At 64.2% G+C, this 17205-nt stretch carries 14 protein-coding genes and 1 tRNA gene; 12 read left to right on the forward strand and 3 right to left on the reverse strand.

Features of this window, described 5'->3' with window-relative positions:
- Window positions 1-24 precede the first annotated feature (24 nt).
- Window positions 25-2175 carry an adenylate/guanylate cyclase domain-containing protein gene (locus XH96_RS36100; RefSeq protein ID WP_194390044.1) on the forward strand — a complete coding sequence of 717 codons (2151 nt, stop codon included), beginning with the start codon at window positions 25-27 and terminating at the stop codon, window positions 2173-2175.
- A 302-nt stretch (window positions 2176-2477) separates the two neighbouring features.
- Here the strand turns inward: XH96_RS36100 and XH96_RS36105 are convergent.
- Window positions 2478-2554 (reverse strand) — tRNA-Met (locus XH96_RS36105).
- A gap of 363 nt (window positions 2555-2917) precedes the next feature.
- Between XH96_RS36105 and XH96_RS36110 the strand changes: the two genes are divergently transcribed.
- Window positions 2918-4294, forward strand: coding sequence for a coniferyl aldehyde dehydrogenase (locus tag XH96_RS36110; RefSeq protein WP_371740194.1), 1377 nt, complete (start codon window positions 2918-2920; stop codon window positions 4292-4294).
- Between the two features lie 116 nt (window positions 4295-4410).
- On the forward strand, window positions 4411-6009 hold the full coding sequence (locus XH96_RS36115; protein ID WP_194390046.1) for a GMC family oxidoreductase: 1599 nt from the start codon (window positions 4411-4413) through the stop codon (window positions 6007-6009).
- 388 nt (window positions 6010-6397) lie between these two features.
- Here the strand turns inward: XH96_RS36115 and XH96_RS36120 are convergent, their stop codons facing one another.
- Window positions 6398-7159, reverse strand: a complete 762-nt coding sequence (locus XH96_RS36120; protein ID WP_194390047.1) for an SDR family oxidoreductase — start codon at window positions 7157-7159, stop codon at window positions 6398-6400.
- Window positions 7160-7288: 129 nt separating this feature from the next.
- On the opposite strand from XH96_RS36120, the gene XH96_RS36125 reads away from it, so the two are divergent.
- Both XH96_RS36125 and XH96_RS36130 read left to right on the forward strand, forming a co-directional pair.
- A complete protein-coding gene (locus tag XH96_RS36125) occupies window positions 7289-7801 on the forward strand; it encodes a CvpA family protein (protein ID WP_194390048.1) in 513 nt (170 codons plus the stop codon).
- Window positions 7802-7928: 127 nt separating this feature from the next.
- Window positions 7929-8711, forward strand: coding sequence for an SDR family oxidoreductase (locus XH96_RS36130; RefSeq protein WP_035669603.1), 783 nt, complete (start codon window positions 7929-7931; stop codon window positions 8709-8711).
- 169 nt (window positions 8712-8880) lie between these two features.
- Here the strand turns inward: XH96_RS36130 and XH96_RS36135 are convergent, their stop codons facing one another.
- Complete coding sequence (locus XH96_RS36135; protein WP_194390049.1) at window positions 8881-9357, reverse strand: DUF3775 domain-containing protein; 477 nt, start codon at window positions 9355-9357, stop codon at window positions 8881-8883.
- A gap of 111 nt (window positions 9358-9468) precedes the next feature.
- Between XH96_RS36135 and XH96_RS36140 the strand changes: the two genes are divergently transcribed.
- The 7 genes from XH96_RS36140 (at window position 9469) to XH96_RS36170 (ending at window position 17180) form a co-directional block, all read left to right on the forward strand.
- A complete protein-coding gene (locus XH96_RS36140; protein ID WP_194390050.1) occupies window positions 9469-10317 on the forward strand; it encodes an MBL fold metallo-hydrolase in 849 nt (282 codons plus the stop codon).
- Between the two features lie 240 nt (window positions 10318-10557).
- Window positions 10558-11400, forward strand: a complete 843-nt coding sequence (locus XH96_RS36145) for a fumarylacetoacetate hydrolase family protein (RefSeq protein ID WP_194390051.1) — start codon at window positions 10558-10560, stop codon at window positions 11398-11400.
- A 182-nt stretch (window positions 11401-11582) separates the two neighbouring features.
- A complete protein-coding gene (locus XH96_RS36150) occupies window positions 11583-12194 on the forward strand; it encodes a glutathione S-transferase family protein (RefSeq protein ID WP_194394392.1) in 612 nt (203 codons plus the stop codon).
- A gap of 15 nt (window positions 12195-12209) precedes the next feature.
- Complete coding sequence (locus XH96_RS36155; protein WP_194390052.1) at window positions 12210-13079, forward strand: MBL fold metallo-hydrolase; 870 nt, start codon at window positions 12210-12212, stop codon at window positions 13077-13079.
- A 201-nt stretch (window positions 13080-13280) separates the two neighbouring features.
- Window positions 13281-14429 carry an alpha/beta hydrolase gene (locus XH96_RS36160; protein ID WP_194390053.1) on the forward strand — a complete coding sequence of 383 codons (1149 nt, stop codon included), beginning with the start codon at window positions 13281-13283 and terminating at the stop codon, window positions 14427-14429.
- Window positions 14430-14494: 65 nt separating this feature from the next.
- Window positions 14495-15466 (forward strand): iron exporter MbfA, encoded by a 972-nt coding sequence (gene mbfA, locus XH96_RS36165; RefSeq protein ID WP_194390054.1) that lies wholly within the window; start codon window positions 14495-14497, stop codon window positions 15464-15466.
- Window positions 15467-15707: 241 nt separating this feature from the next.
- Window positions 15708-17180 (forward strand): amidase, encoded by a 1473-nt coding sequence (locus XH96_RS36170; RefSeq protein WP_194390055.1) that lies wholly within the window; start codon window positions 15708-15710, stop codon window positions 17178-17180.
- The last annotated feature ends 25 nt before the right edge of the window (window positions 17181-17205 follow it).

A 17205-nucleotide genomic window follows, 5' to 3' on the forward strand; every position in this document is an offset into this window, starting at 1 on the left:
AACGTCCGCGGAGGCGGCAGTTCAATGTATCCCGCTCCGGCTCGCATCTCGCGCATCCCTCTCTTCGTGACGGTCCTGACACTCTTCCTGACCGCCTCGCTGCTGGTAGGCGCCGGAGTTACGGTCGCCAACTACGTTGAGGACCGCAAGACCGCGATCAAGGTCGCATCCGATACGTTCAAGGCGAAAATAGACCGGATCAATGAGCGACGTCTCGCATTTTTTGCGACCGCCTTCTTGATGACCGAGCAACTCGGCAACGATCCCACGTTCCATCAGGCCTCCGGCTCGAAGGAGGCGATCCTGCCTCTGATCCTCTCCAGCTTGACGCTGAGCCCGCAGATATCCGCGGTGTATGCTGGTTTCGAGAACGGGAATTTCTTTCACGTTCTGTCGATCTCGGAAGCCGAGAACTCCTTTATCGCAGGTCTGGGCGGGCCTCGGACGACCCGGTTCGCGATTCGGGAGATCCGCGTCGACGGCAGCGGCGTTCGCGTCGAAACCTGGCGATTTCTCGACTCCAATCGCCAGCAGATTGGGACGCTTGGCAATCAGCTTCCCGCCTATGACCCTCGTCGCCGCGATTGGTATCGTAGCGCGCGCGCACAACCGCAAAGCGTCGCCCGCACGCTGCCGTATATATTCGCGGCCACCTCGCAGGCAGGAATGACCCTGGCAAAGGCATTTGAAGGCGGTGTCGTCGGCGTCGACATCACACTCGACCGGTTGATGGCCTATGTCCGGTCGGTCAGATCGAATGAAGAGCAGCGATTCGTGGCATTTGACGAAGAGAATCGTCTGCTCGCTCACTTCGATCCTGATCGGATGTTCAAAGTCCCCAGCGCAGGGGAAACCCAAGCGACCGAACTCGCAAGGACCACCGATCTTACCGACCCCGTGGTTCGGGAAGCATTGCAGATCTTCGCACGCAGCGGTCCCTACCAACTGGCCAATCTTGATGTAGCCGGTACGGAGTATCTGGCCACAGTGGTCCGGCAGGTCGCCAGAGACGGAGGCGTCTTCTTTGTGCTTTATGCGGCTCCTCTCTCGGACTTTCTGGGGTCTCTGGCCCACGCCGCTGCGCGAAACATCCCCACCGCATTGCTCGTCTTTGTTCTTGCCCTGCCGGCCATCATTTACCTCGCGCACTCGATTTCGAAGCCGCTCAGGAAGCTTTCCGACGAGGCGGAATTGATACGATCGTTCCAACTGGCTGATCCGATCAGAATGGAATCGCGGGTGCGTGAGATCAACACGCTCATCAGGTCAATGTCCGGCATGAAGGGCACGATTCGCGAAGTTTCCAAATTCGTACCGAAGGCGCTGGTCAAGGATCTTCTCGAAAGCGAGAGCCTGGTTGAGGTCGGCGGAGAGACCCGCCGCGTCAGCATACTGTTTACCGATGTCAAGGATTTCACTCGCATCGCCGAGGGCATGCCAGCTGAGAATCTCATGGTGAGACTGTCCGAATACTTTGAAGAGCTCGCGTCCTTGATCATCAAGGAGAGTGGAACGGTGGACAAATTCATCGGCGACGCAATTTTCGCGTTCTGGAATGCGCCGCTTCCGGTTGCGCGACACGAACATGTGGCCTGCGCGACGACCCTTGCATGCCGCGCCGTAGCGCGACGTTTGAACGAGCGGTGGGTCAAGGAAGGTTTGCCCCCTTGGCAGACGCGCTTCGGGATTCACGTCGGCGAGGCCGTGCTGGGAAATGTCGGGTCGTCCGATCGAATCGACTACACCGCGATTGGCGACACCGTGAACATCGCCGCGCGCCTGGAGGCACTGAACAAGTATTATGGGACCGGCATTCTCGCGAGTGGACAGGTTGCAGATCTCTGTTCGCGAGAATTCCTATTTCGGCGCGTGGACCGCAGCCAGCCGAAGGGCGCAGGAAAGGCGCTGAACGTCTTCGAACTTCTCGGCATGATCGATGGCCCCGAGGAATACCGCGTCACCCCGGAAATGGCGAAGCTCGTCCGGGACTGGAATAGTGTCTATGAGATGTACGCCAGCAAGGATTGGCTGCGCACGCTCAACGCTCTGGAGGGGTTTGCCACCGAGCATCCCGAAGATGTCGTGGCTGGAATCTATCTCGATCGCGTTGTCGGATTTCTGCTGGAGCCCCCGCCCCAAGATTGGGACGGCGTCATCCACTTCAGATCCAAATAGGGCAGTTCCTCGCTGGACCCAGAACATGCTGCGCTCGATGAACTGTTGAAGTAAGCGCGCGGCCGGTCTTTGATTCAGACGCCGCGAACAACAAGGCGGTGCCGGAAGACGAATTGGCCGATCGAAATATCGACGCCGCGAAGCTTTCCCACTGGGAGATTTTTCGTCTGGTGAAGATGCGAATGGGTCGTTGCGGGGCGATTTGAACCCGCAAGCTAAGCTATTGATGTTGTTGGGTTCGACCTCGGCACCAAAACAATACCCCAGCAATCCTGTGAGATTGCTGGGGTATTTTATCAACTTGGTTGCGGGGATAGGATTTGAACCTATGACCTTCAGGTTATGAGCCTGACGAGCTACCGGGCTGCTCCACCCCGCGTTAAATCGCTGCGTGCCTTTGCGGAAATCCCGGGGACGGTCGGTTGAGGCCGGCGCTGTTCGCGTGGCTTGCTCTTCCGTCCCAAAGGCTTCCTTGGAAGGCGACCCCGGGGCAAAGCCCATCGGGTGCGGGGCGTATGTATCAAGGCGGGGTGCCTTTGGAAAGGGCTGCGGGAACGTTTTTTTCGACTTTATGACAGGGGATGGACGAATTTCCGCTGCGTTCCGCGCGCTCTTGCCAGAAGTTCCGCAAAGCGCCAGCTTGCGGCAACAAGATTCAGGCTGAAACGCCTGGAGGGAGGAACCCGTGGACAAATCCCTGACGAGCGCCCCGCTGCGGGCCCTCGAAGAGGCCTTCCATGCCATGCGCGCGCGGTCGCGGGACGAGCCGGCGCCGGACCTCGCCCAGCGGCTCGACCGGCTGGCACGGCTGCGCGCGGTGGTCGCCGACAACGAGGAACGCTTCCGGCAGGCGATCTCGGCCGATTTCGGCCACCGCTGCGCGGTCGAGACCACCATCGCCGAAACCATGCTGCTATTCTCCGAGATCCGGCATGCCACCAAGCACCTCAAGGCCTGGATGACGCCGCACCACGTCGCCACCGCGCTGCAATTCCTGCCCGCGCGCAACCGGCTGATGCCGCAGCCGCTCGGCGTCGTCGGCATCATCGCGCCGTGGAATTACCCGCTCCAGCTCACGCTCGCGCCCGCGATCGGCGCGATCGCCGCCGGCAACCGCGTCATCATCAAGCCGAGCGAGCTGGTCCCGCACTTCTCGGCGCTGCTCCAGGAGACGGTCGCACAGCGGTTCGACGGCACCGAGGTGCTGATCACCGGCGTCGAGGACGAGGTCGCCAAGGGTTTTGCGAACCTGCCGTTCGATCATCTCGTGTTCACCGGCTCGACCCGGGTCGGCCGGCTGGTCGCGGAGGCCGCCGGACGCAATCTGACCCCTGTCACGCTCGAGCTCGGCGGCAAGTCGCCCGCGATCATCGATGCCTCAGCCGATCTCGACGAGGCCGCCGAGCGCATAGCCTATGGAAAACTTCTCAATGCCGGGCAGACGTGCATCGCGCCGGACTACGTGCTGGTGCCGGAGCGCTCGGTGCAGGCCTTCGCCGAGAAGGTCCGCGCGCAGATGCGGCGCATGTTCGGCACCGATCCCGCCAACAAGGATTACACCTCGATCATCTCCGACCGGCATTATGCCCGGCTCGAAGGCCTGGTCGCGGACGCAGCCCAGCACGGCGCAAAAATCCTGCAGCCGGCAAAGCCCGACGATCCCAACTGGAAGGCGCATCGCAAATTCCCGCCGACGCTGATCGCTGGTGCGACCGAAACGATGGCGGCGATGCAGGAGGAGATCTTTGGCCCGGTGCTGCCGGTGCTGGGCACTCGCGACCCGGCGGAGGCGATCGCCTTCATCAACCGTCGCGACCGGCCGCTGGCGCTGTACTGGTTCGGCAAGGACGCTGCCGCGCGCGACGAGATGCTGGCGCGCACCGTCTCCGGCGGGGTCACGATCAACGACTGCCTGTTCCACTTCACGCAAGTGAACCAGCCGATGGGCGGCGTCGGCGCCTCCGGCACCGGCGCCTATCACGGCGAGTGGGGTTTCAGGACGTTCAGCAAGCTGAAGCCGGTGTTCTATCGCTCCAGGTTCAACCGCCTCGCCGATCTCTATCCGCCCTATGGCGGCAAGATCGCGCGGCTGGAGAAGCTGATGCGGTTCATGTCGTAGGGGCTACACAAACGCCGTCATTGCGAGCGCAGCGAAGCAATCCAGAATCCCTCCGCGGTGACAGCCTGGATTGCTTCGCTGCGCTCGCAATGACGAGAAGAGGCAGGGGGAAACAATTGACCGACACATTCGATTTCGTCGTCGTGGGCGCGGGCTCGGGCGGCTGCACTGTCGCGGGGCGGCTGTCGGAGGATGCGGCGACGTCCGTGGCGCTGCTCGATGCCGGCGGGGCTTGCGACAACTGGGTCGTGACCACGCCGGGCGCGCTGGTGCTGATGGTCGCCGGCAACGTCAACAACTGGGCGTTCAACACCGTGCCGCAGAAGGGGCTGAACGGCCGCATCGGCTATCAGCCGCGCGGCAAGGGCCTCGGCGGCTCGTCGGCGATCAACGCCATGGTCTATATCCGCGGGCACCGCGCCGATTACGACCACTGGGCCTCGCTCGGCAATGCCGGCTGGGCCTATGCCGACGTGCTGCCCTATTTCAAGCGCTCGGAGAACAACGCCGATTTCGACGGCGAGTATCACGGCAAGGATGGGCCGCTCTTCGTCAACAAATTGCGCTCCGGCAATCCGGTGCAGCAGATCTTCCTGCAGGCGGCGCAGGAGGGGCAATTCCGCATCCGCGAGGATTTCAACACTGACGACCATGAAGGCCTCGGCATCTACCAGGTGACGCAAAGGAACGGCGAGCGCTGGAGCGCGGCGCGGGCCTATGTCCATCCGCACATGGGCAAGCGCGCGAACCTGCGCGTGGTGACCCAGGCGCATGCCACGCGCATCCTGTTCGATGGCAGGCGCGCGGTCGGCGTCGAATACCGCCAGGGCAAGGAATTGAAGCAGCTTCGCGCGCGGCGTGAGGTGATCCTGGCCGCCGGCGCGTTCCAGTCGCCGCAGCTCCTGATGCTGTCGGGCATCGGCGATGCCGCCGCGCTGCACGGGCACGGCATCGCAAGCGTGCATCATCTGCCGGGCGTCGGACAGAACCTGCAGGATCATCCCGACTTCATCTTCGGCTACATGTCCGACAGTCCCTATTTCTCCGGCATCTCGCTGAAGGGCATGCCGCGGCTGATCCGCGCCATCCTGCAATATCGGCGGGAGCGCCGCGGTCCCCTCACTTCCAATTTCGCCGAATGCGGCGGCTTCCTGAAGACGCGGCCCGATCTCGACATCCCCGACATTCAATTGCATTTCGGCATGGCGATGGTCGACGACCACGGCCGCAAGCGCCATAAGGGTAGCGGCTTCTCCTGCCATGTCTGCCTGCTCCGGCCGAAGAGCCGCGGCAGCGTTTCGCTCGCCAACCTTGATGCGATGCAGGCGCCGCTGATCGATCCGAACTTCCTTGGGCACGAGGACGATCTCGAGACCATGGTCGCGGGCTTCAAGACCACGCGCCGCCTGATGGAGACACCGGCGCTGCGCGCGCTGCAGAAGAAGGACATGTTCACCGCCAACGTGCGCAGCGACGACGATATCCGCGCCGTGCTGCGCGAGCGCGTCGACACCGTCTATCATCCCGTCGGCACCTGCAAGATGGGAACGGACGCGATGGCCGTGGTCGATCCGGCGTTGAAGGTGCACGGGCTCGAAGCCCTGCGCGTCGTCGACGCCTCGATCATGCCGACGCTGATCGGCGGCAACACCAATGCGCCGACCATCATGATCGGCGAGAAGGCGGCGGATATGATCAGGGGGGAGATGCGCTAGCCCTCTCTTCCGTCATTGCGAGCGCAGCGAAGCAATCCAGAAGCCCTCCGCGGCAAGACTCCGGATTGCTTCGCTGCGCTCGCAATGACGATGCGGATGGAGCAGTAACTGTACAGATCATCTCGACGCGCGGAGGCTCCCCCTCGCCCGGAATTTGCTCCCGCAAATTCCGGCCTCTCCCCGCGCGGCAGGGCTATCGCATATGAGCAGTACACTTTTGGGGCACGATAGTCTCCACATCGTCATGGCCGGGCTTGTCCCGGCCATCCACGCCTTGCTACGCAGCACAAAGAACGTGGATGCCCGGGACAAGCCTGGGCATGACGACCTCTGGTGAAGGTTCATATGCGATAGCCCTGCCGCACGCGGGGAGAGGCGAAAGGGAAGCTCAATTCAGCAAGAACCCGCCGTCCACCGTCACCACGCTCCCGGTCATGTACCGCGACGCGTTGGACGCCAGCAGCAGGATGGCGCCGTCGAGATCGGATTCGGCGCCGACGCGGCGCTGGGGGATGCGTTTGGCGAGGCGCTCGCCTGATGGCGTCGACCAGAACGCATGGTTCATTTCGGTGTCGATATAGCCGGGCGCGAGCGCGTTGATGCGGATGTTCTGCCCCGCCAGCTCCAGCGCCATCGCTTTGGTCGCCTGGATGATGCCGGCCTTGGAGATCGCGTAGGGCGAGACCGCCTTCAGGACGCCGGTGCCGAGCACAGAGGCGATGTTGACGATGTTGCCTTCCTGCTTGCGCGCAATCATGCGGCGGGCGATCTCGGTCGCGAGGAAATACGCCCCCTTCAGGTTGGCGCCGATCACCGCGTCCCAGTCTGCCTCGGTCTGCTCGGTCGCGAGCTTCTCGATGGCGATGCCGGCATTGTTGATCAGCACGGTGACGGAGCCGAGCGCGGCTTCGGCGGCGTCGACAGCCCCAGCGATCGAGGCGGTGTCGGTGACATCGAGCGCGACCGCGGCCGCGCGGCCACCCTTGCCGCGGATCTCCTCCTCGAGGCTCTTCAGCTTGTCGGTCTGCCGCGCAGCCAGCACGACGGCCGCACCATGCGCCGCCAGCACCCGTGCAAACTGCCGGCCCAGCCCCTGGCTCGCGCCCGTGACGAGGATGGTTTCTTTACTGACGTCGAATAGGTCTGACATGACGATTTCCTTGCCGATTCCTTGGGCGCATCCCGCGAGCTTTGGGGCCATCAATACAGACGATTTTAGCGATCTGAAACCGGAATGATCGGTTCGGCGTTCATTCGTTCCAGAGGCAGGGTTTCGCTCATGAACAGTTTCGATCTCGCCGTGTATGCCGCGCTCGCCGTCGCGGTCGGCTTCGGGTTCAGGACCGGCCTGCTGCGCAGCGCCATGACTATCCTCGCCTATCTCCTCGCCGCGCCGATCGCGGTTGCGCTGATGCCGATGATCGCACCGCAGATTGCCGGCAATGCAAACTCGCCGCTGCTCCAGAACTGGATCTGGTTCTTCGCGATCTTCGTGGTGGTGGGCATGCTGTTCGGCCATATCGGCCGCATCGCGCTGAACGACACCGTCGGCGAAACGGGAATCGGCGACCGGCTCGGCGGCGCCGCGCTCGGCGCCATCAGGGTCGGCCTCGTCGCCACCACGCTGGTGCTGGTGTTCGACCAGATCGTGCCGGCCAACCGCGAGCCGCCGTTCCTCGTCGGCTCGCATCTGCGGCCGCTGTTCTCGGCCGCCGGCCAGATGGGCTTCAAGTCGCTGCCGCCGGAGGCGGCCTCCGCGATCGACCGCCTCAAGCAGGAGCGGCGCATCTGATCTGGCGCATTTGCATCGCGGCGTGGGCGCGCATGCATTTTGGTGCGAGCCGATCCCTTATCAGCGGCGCAACAGTTGGCTAGAGTGCCGCCGTCCAAAACCTGCCTGACATTACGGGAGTGAAACAGTGGATCTTGGGATCAAAGGTCGCCGCGCCATCGTCTGCGCATCCAGCAAAGGCCTCGGGCGCGCCTGCGCCATCTCGCTGGCGGACGCCGGCGTTCACGTCACGCTGACCGCGCGCGGCGCCGAAGCCCTGAAGAAAACCGCCGACGAGATCCGCAAGGCCTATCCCGACGTGACGGTCACCGAGATCGTCGGCGACATCACGACACCGGCCGGCCGCGAGGCGGTGCTGAAGGCGTGCCCCGAGCCGGACATCCTGATCAACAATGCCGGCGGCCCGCCGCCCGGCGATTTCCGCAACTGGACCCGCGACGACTGGATCAAGGCGATCGACGCCAACATGCTGACCCCGATCGAGCTGATCAAGGCGACCGTGGACGGCATGATGGCACGCAAGTTCGGCCGCATCGTCAACATCACCTCGGCCGCGGTGAAGGCGCCGATCGACATCCTCGGCCTCTCCAACGGCGCGCGCGCCGGCCTCACCGGCTTCATCGCGGGCCTGTCGCGCAAGACCGTGATCAACAACGTCACCATCAACGGCCTGCTGCCGGGCCCGTTCGAGACCGATCGCCTGACCAGCACCGCGAAGGGCGAAGCCGACAAGCGCGGCGTCACGCCGCAGCAGATCCTGGCCGAGCGCGCCAAGCTGAACCCCGCCGGACGCTTCGGCCAGCCCGACGAGTTCGGCTATGCCTGCGCCTTCCTGTGCGGCGCCAAGGCCGGCTTCATCACCGGGCAGAACATTCTGCTGGACGGTGGTGCGTTCCCAGGAACGCTGTAAGGCTTCATCGCATCACGAAAGATCGTCATGCCCGGGCTTGTCCCGGGCATCCACGTTCTTCGTTCGGCAAGTAAGACGTGGATGGCCGGGCATAGGCGAGCGGAAGCGACGCCGTCCTTCGGACGGCTATGCCCGGCCATGACGATGTGGAGGCGTCAGAGCCCGATCATCAACGCTGCTTCGTCGCCTCGTCCTCGTCCCGCTCGCTGGGATCGGAGGAATCGGCGGTGAGGCGCTCGCCGGTCCAGTCGATCCCGAACTCCTCGAGCCCGTTGGCGAGCAGGTCGCCAAGCATCGGCTCGCCGAGCAGATAGTGCACCGTTTCGCGGCGCGGGCTGCGATACTCACCGCGCGCCTCCACGGCGCGGGCGCGCAAATCGTCCCAATCGTCGATCGTGCCGTCGCCGCGGCCAAGCCAGGTCAGCGCGACGAGATCGACCTGCTCGTCCTCGTTCAAGGCGATCATGAAGCTGCCGAGCTCTTGCACGACGGGGTCGGAGCCATTGTCCTCGAGGACATCGATCGCATCGTCGTCGCTCGGGTTCGAGCCGGAATCCGGATCGGAATCCCCCTCCTTGACGTCGAATTCACGCGCCTTCTCGATGATGAAGGCAACCTTCTCGGCGGAAATCGTAAGCTCCGGCATGGCTCTCTCCAGGGTTCCCGCGATAACGCCGCATCGCGTCAGATGATCCATTGCGCTTGACGGCGGAAAACCGCATGTTTCGGCACCAAAAAGAAGCTGGGAAGGTGCCGGATGCAGTGGCAGGTGGGCAAGGTCAAAATCACCAAAGTGGCGGAATTGGAGACGGTCGGCTCGACCCGTTTTATCCTGCCGCTCGCGAGCAATGAGGAAATTTGCAAGCTGCCCTGGCTGATCCCGCATTTTGCCACCGAGGAAGGCCGGCTGAAAATGTCGATCCATTCGCTGGTGGTGGAGACGCCTGGTCGGCGCATCGTGGTCGACACCGGCCTCGGCAACGACAAGCAGGGTCGCAACGTCCCGACCTGGAACAACCGCAGCACGCCGTTCCTGGAGACCATGACGGCGGCCGGCTTTGCCCCCGACAGCATCGACACCGTGCTGTGCACGCATCTTCATGTCGATCACGTCGGCTGGAATACGAAGCTGTCCGGCGGCAAATGGGTGCCGACCTTCCCGAAGGCGCGCTACGTTTTCGGCAGGACCGAATACGAATACTGGCGCGACCATTCGACCGAGCCGGACAAGCAGGCCGTGTTCGGCGATTCCGTGCAGCCGATCGTCGATGCCGACAGGGCCGATCTGATCCCGAGCGATCACCGGCTCTGCGAGGAGATCAGCATGATCCCGACCCCCGGCCACAGTCCCGGCCATATGAGCCTCCTCATCCAGTCGGACGGCGAACAGGCCCTGCTCACCGGCGACGTCGCCCATCATCCCTGCCAGATGGCGCATCTCGACTGGTCCTCGACCGCGGATTCCGACCAGAGCCAATCCGCCAGGACACGGCGCGAATTGTTTGGCCGCTTTGCCGACACGCCGACCTTGGTGATCGGCGGGCACTTCTCGGCAGGGCATATCAAGCGTGACGGGGACGCGTTCAGGTTTGTGGCGTCAACCTAGGCATCGTGCCCCGGATGCAGCGCAGCACGAAGTGATGCGCTGCCAAGCCGGGGCCTATGTGACCACGATCTGGGTCCCGGATCTGCGGAGCAGCGTTGCACGCTGCACCGCGTCCGGGACACGGTCGCTCCTATCGATTACGAAAGCCTGCAATGCACCGCTTTTGGGCGGTTGAATTTCCGGCCGCCCTGTTCCATGAAGCTGTTAACCGATCGGTCCAATCTCCAGGGAGAAACGAGAATGAAGCTTGTTCGTTACGGCGAGAAGGGTGCGGAAAAGCCCGGCCTGATCGACAGATCCGGCCAGCTGCGCGACCTGTCGGCGCATGTGAAGGACCTCACCGGCGAAGCCTATTCGCCCGAGTCCCTGAAGAAGCTGGCGGCGCTCGATCCCGCCGCGCTGCCCGCCGTGTCCGGCAAGCCGCGGTTTGGTGCGCCCGTCACCGGCATCTCGAAATTCGTGGCGATCGGCCTCAACTACAGCGACCATGCCAAAGAGACCGGCGCCGATATTCCGAGCGAGCCGATCATCTTCATGAAGGCCAACACCTCGCTGTCGGGTCCGAACGATCCGGTCGAGAAGCCGCGCGGCTCGACCAAGCTCGACTGGGAGGTCGAGATCGCCGCCATCATCGGCACCCGCGCAAAATACGTCTCGGAAGCCGATGCGCTGAACCACGTTGCCGGCTATTGCGTCTGCAACGACGTCTCCGAGCGCGCCTTCCAGATCGAGCGTCTGGGCCAGTGGACCAAGGGCAAGTCGCACGACACGTTCGGCCCGCTCGGCCCTTGGCTCGCCACCAAGGACGAGATCAAGGACGTGCAAAACCTGTCGATGTGGCTCGACGTCAATGGCCAGCGCCGCCAGACCGGGTCGACCAAGACCATGATCTTCTCCATGGCCAAGTGCATCTCCTATGTCTCGCAGTTCATGACGCTGCTGCCCGGCGACATCATCACCACGGGCACCCCGCCCGGCGTCGGCCTCGGCATGAAGCCGCCGACCTTCCTCAATGTCGGCGACGTCGTCACGCTCGGCATCGAAGGTCTCGGCGAGCAGCGCCAGGAGATCGTGGCGGCGTAAGCCGCGCGCGCATCATACACCGTCGTCATGCCCGGGCAGAAGCGCGAAGCGCGTCTTCGCGCAAGATGACCCGGGCATCCACGTCTCACAGTCTGACCACGACGCGACGCGTGGATGGCCGGGTCAAGCCCGGCCATGACGAGGAGACACCGTTCGCACAAGATCGATTGCAGGACATCCTCATGAAGCTCACCTTCTCCCCCGCCTCGCCCTTCGCCCGCAAGGTGCGCATCGCCGCGATCGAGCTCGGGCTGATCGACAAGATCGAGTTCGTGCCCGCAAGCGTGACGCCGGGCACCGCCAACGAGGACTATTCGAAGATCACGCCGCTGAAGAAGCTGCCGGTGCTGATCACCAATGACGGTGACGTCATTTTGGATTCCTACGTCATCGTCGAATATCTCAACGAGATGGCCGGCGGCAGCCTGATCCCGGATTACGGTCCGCGGCGCTGGAAGGCCAAGACCAACCACTCCCTGATCAACGGCATGCTCGATTCCATGCTGCTGTGTCGCTACGAGAAGATGGCGCGGCCGCAGGGCCTGCAATGGCAGGCGTGGTCGGACGACCATTGGAACCGGGCCTGGACCGGCATGGCACGCTTCGAGAACATGCCGGAGGTGCTGAACGGCCCGTTCGACATCTCGCAGATCGGCCTCGTTTGCGTGCTCGGCTATGCCGACTTCCGCTTCGCCGATTGCGGCTGGCGCAAGGCCTATCCCAAGCTCGACGCCTTCCACCAGAAGATGCTGGAGCGGCCCTCCGTGAAAGTATCGGTGCCGCCTCCGGCGTAAATCGCAGGAGTTTTCATGAGCCTGAAGTTCTCAGTCGGCGATCTCACCATCCATCGCATCATAGAGCAGGAAACCTCCTTCGTCCCGGCCCTGGAAATGCTGCCGGGACTGACGGCGGAGGTGCTGGCCGAGAATCGGGCGTGGATGCGCGAAGCGAAGGCGCTGGACGAGCAGGACGTGCTGCTGCTCTGTTTCCAATCGTACGTGGTGACGACGCCGCACCACACCATCCTGATCGACAGCTGCATCGGCAACGACAAGCCGCGGCCGCAGCGGCCGAAATGGAACATGAAGACCGACGACACCTATCTGCGCGGGCTCGATGCCGCGGGGTTCTCGGTCGGCGACATCGACGTCGTGATGTGCACGCATCTCCATGTCGATCACGTCGGCTGGAATACGCGGCTGGAGAACGGCCGCTGGGTGCCGACCTTCCCGAAGGCGCGTTACGTCTTCGCCAAGCAGGAGTTCGACCACTGGTCCGCGCAGAACGCGAAGGCGGAAGTCCCGCCTTTCGCCGACAGCGTGCTGCCGGTGGTCGAAGCCGGGCGCCACGAACTCGTCGGCAACGACCATCAGATCGGCGACCACGTGCGCATCCTGCCGACGCCCGGTCACACGCCGGGCCATATCGCGATCACGATGGGCCGCGGCAAGGACGATGCGGTGTTCTCCGGCGATCTCATGCACTCGCCGTTGCAGACGCTCTATCCGGAACTGTCGATCAAGTTCGACGTCGATCCGGCCAAGGCAGCCACGACGCGCCGCAGCTTCCTGGAGCGCTATTGCGACACCGATACGCTGTGCTGCACCGCGCATTTCCCCTCGCCGTCGGTCGGCAAGATCCGGCGCGAGGGCAATGGGTTCGTCTGCGCGGCGGTGTAATCTAGCGCGGCTCGCGCCGCGAACTCCCATCCTCCCCTGAAGGGGGAGGATGGGTTCGCATGCAGCGAAGCGAAATGCGAACCGAGGTGGGGTGACGGTCTCTCCTCGTTGAACACTGCGCGAGTGGAGAGATCACCCCACCCCGCTCGCGCTTCGCGCGATCGACCCTCCCCTTCCAAGGGAGGGTAAGGAGGAAACAACATGGCCGATCTGCCCCCAATCCCCCTGCCCGCCGGAATCCGCTCGCGTTATGTCGACGGCGTCAACGGCTTGCGCGTGCATGTGCTCGAGGCGGGATTCGAGACCAGGGGACGGCGCTGCATCCTGCTGCTGCACGGCTTCCCGGAGCTGGCCTTCTCCTGGCGCAAGGTAATGCCGGCGCTGGCTGACGCAGGTTACCACGTGATCGCGCCGGATCAGCGCGGTTATGGGCGCACGACGGGATGGAGCGCGGAGTACGACGGCGATCTCGCGCCCTTCTGGCTCCTCAACCTCGTGCGCGATGCGCTCGCCCTGGTGTCGGCGTTCGGCTACAGGCAGGTCGACGTGGTCGGGCATGATTTCGGCAGCCCGGTCGCCGCCTGGTGCGCCTTGATCCGCCCCGACGTGTTTCGTTCGGTGACGATGATGAGCGCGCCGTTCGGCGGACCGCCGCCGCTGCCGTTTGGCACCGTCGACACGCCGGCAAAGCCTGCCGCCGAGGACCCCGCCCATCGCGAGCTTGCCGCGCTGCCGCGGCCGCGAAAGCACTATCAATGGTACTATTCGACGCGCGCGGCGAATACCGACATGCGTCACGCACCGCAGGGCGTGCACGATTTCCTGCGCGCCTATTATCATCACAAGAGCGCGGACTGGACCGGCAACAAGCCGTATCCGCTCGAGTCGTGGTCGGCGGGTGAGCTGGCGAAGCTGCCGACCTATTACGTGATGGACCTGAAGGAGACCATGGCGGAGACGGTCGCCAAGGAAATGCCGTCGCCGGCCGCGGTCGCCGCCAATCAATGGCTGCCGGACCGCGAGCTCGCTTACTACAGCGCCGAATATGGCCGCACCGGATTCCAGGGCGGCCTGCAATGGTATCGCTGCGGCACCTCGGGCGCCTTCAACAACGAGCTGCAATTGTTTGCCGGCCGCAGCATCGACGTGCCCTCCTGCTTCATCTCGGGCAAGCAGGACTGGGGCACTTATCAGCGCCCCGGCGTGTTCGAGACGATGCAGGCGCGCACATGCACGAAGATGCTCGGCTGCCATCTCGTCGACGGCGCCGGCCATTGGGTCCAGCAGGAGCAACCGGCCGAGGTCAGCCGATTGCTGCTGGACTTCCTCACCAGGACCGGCCCTGCCTGATTTGACCGGGGAACCACGGCGCCCTATATAGTTTAGAATGGTTCTAAAGTTATGACAGGGCGGCCGTGAAGAATTTTGCCGATCTGACCGAGCGCGAGGTGCTGGCGGTTGCGATCTCCTCCGAGGAGGAGGACAGCCGGATCTACATGACCTTCGCCGAGGATCTGAAGGAACGCTATCCCGACTCCGCGAAGCTGTTCGAGCAGATGGCCGAGGAGGAGCGCGGCCATCGCCACATGCTGCTGGAAACCTACGAGGAGCGCTTCGGCCAGCATTTGCCGCCGATCCGCCGCGAGGACGTCAAGGGCTTCCTGCGCCGCCGCCCGATCTGGCTGACCAAGAACCTGCCGCTCGACACGATCCGCCGGGAAGTCGAGACCATGGAGCTCGAGGCCGAGCGCTTCTACGCCAAGGCCGCCGAGCAGGCCGAGGACGTCAACGTGCGCCGGCTGCTCGGCGACCTTGCCGAGGCCGAGAAGGCTCACGAGCACACCGCCGCGAAACTTACCGACGAGATCCTGAAGCCGGACGTGCGCGCCGAGGAGGACCGCACGCGGCGGCGCATGTTCGTGCTGCAATATGTGCAGCCGGGCCTCGCTGGCCTGATGGACGGATCGGTCTCCACGCTGGCGCCGCTGTTTGCGGCGGCCTTCGCCACGCACCAGAACTGGCAGACGTTCCTGGTGGGCCTCGCCGCCTCGATCGGCGCCGGCATCAGCATGGGATTTGCGGAAGCGCTGTCCGACGACGGCTCGCTCACGGGGCGCGGCTCGCCCTGGCTGCGCGGCATCACCTGCGGCGCGATGACGACGCTCGGCGGGCTCGGCCACACCGCGCCCTATCTTGTACCGGACAGCTGGGCCAACGCGTTCTGGATCGCGACCGCCATCGCCTGCGTCGTCGTGTTCTTCGAATTGTGGGCGATCGCCTTCATCCGCTCGCGCTACATGGACACCCCGTTCCTCCAGGCGGTGTTCCAGATCGTGCTGGGCGGCGCCATCGTGCTGGCGGTCGGGATCGTGATCGGGGCGGCGTAGACCTTCCGCACTCACTGTCATGCCCCGGCTTGACCGGGGCATCCAGTACGCCGCGGCCTATCGACTGAACCGCAGGCGTCTCGGCGTCCTGGATCGACCGGTCAAGCCGGGCGATGACACTGACTTAGCTGTTTGGCAGCCCCGCTGACAGCTAGCAGCATATCAATCGCCATCAAACAGCGATTGCAGCGTTCGGCCAAACTGCGCATCATCCTCCAACAACCAGAGCGGGAGAAGCGGTGTGGCGCCATCGGAATGGAGTTTCAAGAGCGCGGTCGAGCTGTCGGCCGCATTGAGCGCGAAGAAGGTCTCGGCGGTCGAGCTCACGCAGGATGCGATCGCCCGTATCGAACGGCATGACAGCAGGATCAATGCGATCTGCGTACGCGATTTCGAGCGCGCGCTCGTTGCGGCGCGCGAAGCGGATGCGGCGCTGGCGCGCGGCGAGCGCAAGCCGCTGCTCGGCCTGCCCGTGACGATCAAGGAATCCTTCAACATCGCCGGCCTGCCGACGACCTGGGGGTTCGTGCCCCAGAAGGACTTCAAGCCTGTGGAAGACGCGCTGGCGGTGGCGCGCATCAAGCAGGCCGGCGGCGTAATCCTCGGCAAGACCAACGTGCCGGTCGGCCTCGGCGACTGGCAGAGCTACAACGACATCTACGGCACCACCAACAACCCCTACGATCTCGGGCGCACACCGGGTGGTTCGTCCGGGGGATCGTCGGCGGCCCTTGCCGCAGGCTATTGCGCGCTCGCGACCGGCTCCGACATCGGCGGCTCCCTGCGCGTGCCGGCATTTCATTGCGGCGTCTTCGCGCACAAGCCGACCATCAATCTGTGCGCCGCGCGCGGCGAGACCCCGCCGCCGTTTCCAGCCATTCCGCGCGAGGGCGACCTCGCGGTCATCGGGCCGATGGCGCGCACGGCAGCAGATCTCTCCCTGCTGCTCGACGTCATGGCCGGACCCGATCCACTGGATGCCGGTGTCGCCTACAAGCTCGACTTGCCGGCTGCACGGCATCAGTCGCTGCGGGATTTTCGTGTCCTGGTGATCGACAGCCATCCGCTGCTGCCGACCGACCGGGATGTCCGCGGCGCGATCGACAGGCTCGCAACCGATCTTGCGAAGGCCGGCGTGACCGTCGCACGAGAGAGCCCGCTGCTCCCGGACTTCGTCGAGACGTCGCGGCTTTACATGCGCATGTTGCTGAGCTTCCTCGGCGCGTTCTTACCTCCCGACGAGCTGGCGGATTCGCAGGCACGGGCGAGCCAGCTTTCGCCGGACGATCGCAGCCTCGGCGCGGAGCGACTGCGCGGCATCACCGCAAGCCACCGCGCCTGGGTGCTCGACGCAGGCAGCCGCGCCGGCCTGCGGGCACAATGGCGCGCGCTGTTCAAGAGCTTCGACGCGGTGATCTGCCCGATCATGCCGACGCCGGCCTTTCCGCATGACCATTCGCCGGAGCAGCGGCTGCGGCGTATCAGCATCGACGGCAAGGACTACCCCTATTCCGACCAGCTCGCCTGGCCGGGCATCGCGACGCTTCCGGGCCTGCCTGCGACGGCCGCTCCGCTCGGTCTGTCGAAGAGCGGCCTGCCCGTCGGCGTGCAGATCGTCGGCCCGTGGCTGGAGGACCGCACGCCGCTGAAGCTCGCCGAGCTGATCGAGCGCGAGTTCGGCGGGTTCGTGCCGCCGAAGATGTTCGATGATTGATGCGTCACTTGTCGCGGTGAGTTAG

This window comes from Bradyrhizobium sp. CCBAU 51765 (assembly GCF_015291725.1).
In the GTDB taxonomy this organism is placed as follows: Bacteria; Pseudomonadota; Alphaproteobacteria; order Rhizobiales; family Xanthobacteraceae; genus Bradyrhizobium; species Bradyrhizobium liaoningense.